Origin of the sequence: Spiroplasma sp. ald, assembly GCF_044714355.1 — a bacterium.
Classification (GTDB): domain Bacteria; phylum Bacillota_I; class Bacilli_A; order Mycoplasmatales; family Mycoplasmataceae; genus Spiroplasma; species Spiroplasma phoeniceum.
The window spans coordinates 1-4,513 of the sequence record NZ_RXFY01000086.1 but is presented as its reverse complement, the minus strand read 5'-3'; the positions used below and the strand labels follow the sequence as shown (position 1 = coordinate 4,513).

Annotated in this window: 5 protein-coding genes; all 5 read right to left on the bottom strand. The window is 24.2% G+C overall.

Going from position 1 to position 4,513, the window contains the following annotated elements; all coding sequences use genetic code 4:
• Nucleotides 1-152: 152 nt before the first annotated feature.
• Nucleotides 153-1,130, bottom strand: coding sequence for an ABC transporter ATP-binding protein (locus EHU54_RS04615; RefSeq protein WP_400249182.1), 978 nt, complete (start codon nucleotides 1,128-1,130; stop codon nucleotides 153-155).
• Between the two features lie 25 nt (nucleotides 1,131-1,155).
• Nucleotides 1,156-3,009: an ABC transporter permease gene (locus EHU54_RS04610; RefSeq protein ID WP_400249180.1), complete on the bottom strand. Its 1,854-nt coding sequence runs from the start codon at nucleotides 3,007-3,009 to the stop codon at nucleotides 1,156-1,158.
• An 89-nt stretch (nucleotides 3,010-3,098) separates the two neighbouring features.
• Nucleotides 3,099-3,413 (bottom strand): hypothetical protein, encoded by a 315-nt coding sequence (locus EHU54_RS04605; RefSeq protein WP_400249179.1) that lies wholly within the window; start codon nucleotides 3,411-3,413, stop codon nucleotides 3,099-3,101.
• Nucleotides 3,331-3,876, bottom strand: coding sequence for a hypothetical protein (locus EHU54_RS04600; RefSeq protein ID WP_400249178.1), 546 nt, complete (start codon nucleotides 3,874-3,876; stop codon nucleotides 3,331-3,333). Before EHU54_RS04600 ends, EHU54_RS04605 begins: the two co-directional genes overlap by 83 nt.
• A gap of 60 nt (nucleotides 3,877-3,936) precedes the next feature.
• The gene (locus EHU54_RS04595; RefSeq protein WP_400249177.1) at nucleotides 3,937-4,308 is read right to left on the bottom strand and encodes a hypothetical protein; all 372 of its coding nucleotides are present in this window, start codon (nucleotides 4,306-4,308) and stop codon (nucleotides 3,937-3,939) included.
• Nucleotides 4,309-4,513 lie beyond the last annotated feature (205 nt).

The following is a 4,513-nucleotide window of genomic DNA, read 5'->3' as shown; positions in this document are numbered from 1 at the left end:
CCTTTAATAAGAGTTGTTTTAGCGCGTTTCGTTTTACAGTTTACATAATAAAAAAATACTTTAATGCCCATTAAAATATTTTTAAAGATTATTTTCTTTAATTTTGTTACATAATTACATTTAAAATTTATGCTGGTTAATTAACCTTGTTGTTATTTCTTCAACTGTTTCTTTCATAATTTACGATTAGTAGTCATATTAGGAGGTAGCGTAATATTTAATTTTTGTAATAGAAAATCAAATGAAAATTCAACTTCACTAATTTTAGTAATTTTAATTTGTTTTTTTAATGCATATTGAGTAACATAATATAAATGTAATGGTGAATTTAAAACAAAATTTAACGAATTATTTGCTCGATCATATCAGTTTGGTACTCGGTTTGAATTAAAATAATGAATCATTGCTTGAGGATTATTAGTCACTAGATAATAACTATTTTTAATATTAAAGGCAGCTAATTGCCCCGTATAAATTTGCGTTCCATTCATTACCATTGTAAATTCATCAATATAGTCTTTAATTTCATCTAGTAAATGGGATGAAAAAAAGACAGTTTTACCGCGAAGTGTTAATTGTTTTAAGTAAAAAATAATTTTTTTTCGATTATTAATATCTAATCCCGCTTCTGGTTCATCTAAAATTAAAATTTCAGGATCATGAATAATACCTTGAATAATCATTACTCTTTTTTTCATTCCTGATGAAAATGAATTAACATCTTTATCACGGTGTTCTCAAATTTCTAATGATTTCATTAAATATTCAATGCGGTCACGAAGATATTTCCCTCGTAAACCATTTGTTTTTCCTAAATATTTTAAAAAATTATAAGAACTAATATTTTCAGGAAAAGTAACAAACTCAGGAACATAACCAATCATTTTTTTCATACTAATTTTTGTTGCTTTTTTAACAAAAATTGTAATATCACCATGAAATCCCTTTAAACCACCAATTAAAGATTTAATGAAAACTGTTTTTCCACTTCCAGAAGCACCTAAAATGGCATGTAATTTTCCACGACTAACATTAAAATTAAATGGACCAACAATACTATTTTTAAACTTTTTGCTAAAATTACGCGAAGCAATTGCCACATCGCTAAGTACTAATGTATTATTATTCATGTTTTAACATCTCCTTTCCCCTGCCTTAAGTAATATTTTTGCGACGTAAAATTAAATAAGCATTAATTAAAAATAAACCAGATATTCCTAAATAAACATATAACAATAAATTAATATTTAAAAATGGTGGTACATCAAGGTCAACTTTTTTATCTTGTTGTAATGCTATTGGAAAATCTTGATAACTCATTAAATAATTGTTTTGAACACTAAAATCAATATTACTTCGTTGCAATGGTTCAAATCAAAATGGAACATATGATAAAGAACTTGTTCAAATTTGATTTCAATGTTCAATAATATTAATTTTAGAAATTAATTCATAAGTTTGAATTAAATCATCATATTTTTGTCATTCGGTATTTATTTTAATTGGTACACCTTCAAGTAATTTATAATCCATTATTTTTTTTAAAATATTAATTTCAATTTCTCTTAAAACATAAAGTGTTTTAATTTCAAAACCATCTTCAATTCTATCTTCGGCGCCAAAATAATTAAGAATTCAATCTTGAAACTCAGTACCATTATCATATTCTGAATCAACTGTTGATATCCCAGTTCGAGCAAATTCAGAACGAAAAACATTTACTGGATTAAATCCATTTGGCTCAGATAACTTTCGTTCTTCTGTTCCTACTTTACTATCAGATGATGATAAACTATAATAGGATTTATTTAAATCAAAGTAAAATAATGAATTTCCATTTAAATCATTTGTTCTAAGATACAAGTCTCACGATTTTGCACTTCTTCCAATAAAGTTAATAGCATCAAGTAATTCTTGGTGAATTTCATTATTTGAATCTAATTCTCCTGGTGATTTGAAAAAGAAATTTGTCGCAAAGTTTACTTTCATTTGAAGATTACTTCCGCCAACTTTATTAATAATTTCAAAAATGGTTTCATCCTTATTATCATATTTATATTTTGTTATTTTATCTCACTTATTAAGTTGGCTAATTGTATAACTAGCTTCTTTTGGTTTTGTTAAACCTAATGATTGATAAAATTCTAATCGTTTAATTCGCAAAGTAGGATCACTTGTAATATTTTCATAGTCTCGCGTTTTAAAAACTTTATCTAAATCATCATAATCTCACGAATTATAAAAATCTCAAATTTTGCTAGTTAAATTATCATATTTAATTAATTTTTTTTCTAAATTTCTTTTAAAATTAATTGTACTTTTAATAATATGCACAGGATAAGGCTGCTTAGTCATATTGGTGTCAACAAATGATAAATCAATTGTATTAGCTAAACTCATAATTAACGAATATGGCATCCCACCAACTAAAAATAAACTACAGAAAATAACAACAATTAATAAAACTACTTGTGAATTTAAAAAAGTTACCGCAAATAAAATACCACTTGATGCAAAAAAAGATAATGCTAAAGAATATAAAAATAATTTCAATAATAAATTTTGATAAACTTGTAAATACTCTGGATCATTATTAATTAAATAACCAATATAACCAATTCCTAAAGCAAATAAAATAATTGTTCCTAAGAAAAAGATAATCAAAATTCAAAGTGAAATTAATTTTAAGAAAAATAAAGTAAATCGAGAATATGGTTTGGAAATTAAAAGTAAATATGTCCCATCTTCAAATTCTCGACCAAAAATTTTAATGATAACTAACAACACAAACAATAATAATAAAATATTATTAAAAATAAACACTCCGTATTGAAAATTTTTTAAAAAATCATAAATATTTGTTGAAGATAAAAAAAGATTAATTGTAATTGCACCAAATAAAACAAGTGACAATAACACTAAAACTCAAACTGCCATTGAACGGCGGATTTTAAACATTGAAAATGATATTATTGAATATCATGAATTTGATTTACCTTTTTTAAGCATTTTATTCTCCATCTATTTTCTTAAATTACTCAATTTATGTCTCTTAATTTTATAGCAAGGTATTCATACAATATGTATTTTATCATTTTTTAATTTGTTTTACTAGTATAACTAATTTTTAAATTATATTTAAAATTACCTTGTAAGTGAAATTGATCAAACGCTTCTTCATGAACATATGGCATAATATTAATAATTTTTTCATTATTTTTTAAATCAACAAATTTTCAACTAATTTTTAAGTGTTTGAGATCACTGTTTTGATAAATATTTGTAACTTCAAGTTTTGGTCGATATTGTTTATTTAGTACCGATGCTAAATTATTTTTTTGGGCTTGGGAAATTTCAATTCTTGTCCCTAATGCTGGTAAATAAGCTTGTCATGCATCAATAGTAAAGACCATTGATATTAATAACACCAGAAGCAACTACTGGTTTGACCTTAACACCAAGATGTAAAACTGCTTGCCCAGTATATCTTTTAATATTTATTGCATCTAATTGCAGCAGAATAATATATTCAACGTTATCATTTATCATTTCTGGTTCTTGCAGTAATGTAATTTTTAGTTTGTTATTTTCTAATAATGTTTGTAATGGGTGGGAAACCTCTGATAATTTTAATAATTCTGGTTTAATTAAAGCAATATCTAATGCCTGTACTTCAATTAAATTCAGCGGATTTTTAGTAAAATCATAACTATATTGTGAAATATCAATTATTTCTTCCTCAATAATTTGTTCATCAAAATTATTGTCTTCTAAAATAAAATCTTTATTTTCATCTTTAACTTCACCAACCGGATTATCATCCCTTACAATAATTTTAGAATTAACTAAATTAGAATGAGATGATTGCCGATGCATTTCATAACCAATAACACCAATCCCGCTTGTTAATAAGAGAACAGAAATAATTACTAAAATTTAAAGTCAATGTTTACTTTTTCGTTTAACATTAGTAATTTGAATAACTTCTGCATTAGAAACGGGAATTGGTAGAAATGAACCTAGCATATTATCATCAAATAATACTGAATTGTTGTTACTTAAAACATTTAAATTTTTGTTATCATTTAAATTATAATGTTGATTATTCTTATCTTTTAAGCTTAATATAACATCATTAACAATTTGTTCATTTAATATTAAACCTTGTGGAAGATACTCTGACTCCACGTTATCACTATTAATCTCTGATTTTAATAAATCTTGTTTTCAAAATAATGTATAAAAATTATTATTACATTTAATAATTATAATAACCTTTGAAGCAAGTTCAGTAATTTGATCTTTCAAATAATATTTGAAAAACATTAAATTATTAATTTCTTGCGGGTTATTATTTTTAACTTCTTTTATTGCTTGTGCTAATTAATTTCAACATTTATTGCACATTTCTTCTTCGACAATATAAAAAATATCTTTCAACATAAAAACTCCTTATATAATAGACTTCTTGCATAACCTAGTTATTTTAAAATTTCTATAAAATATATTTAAA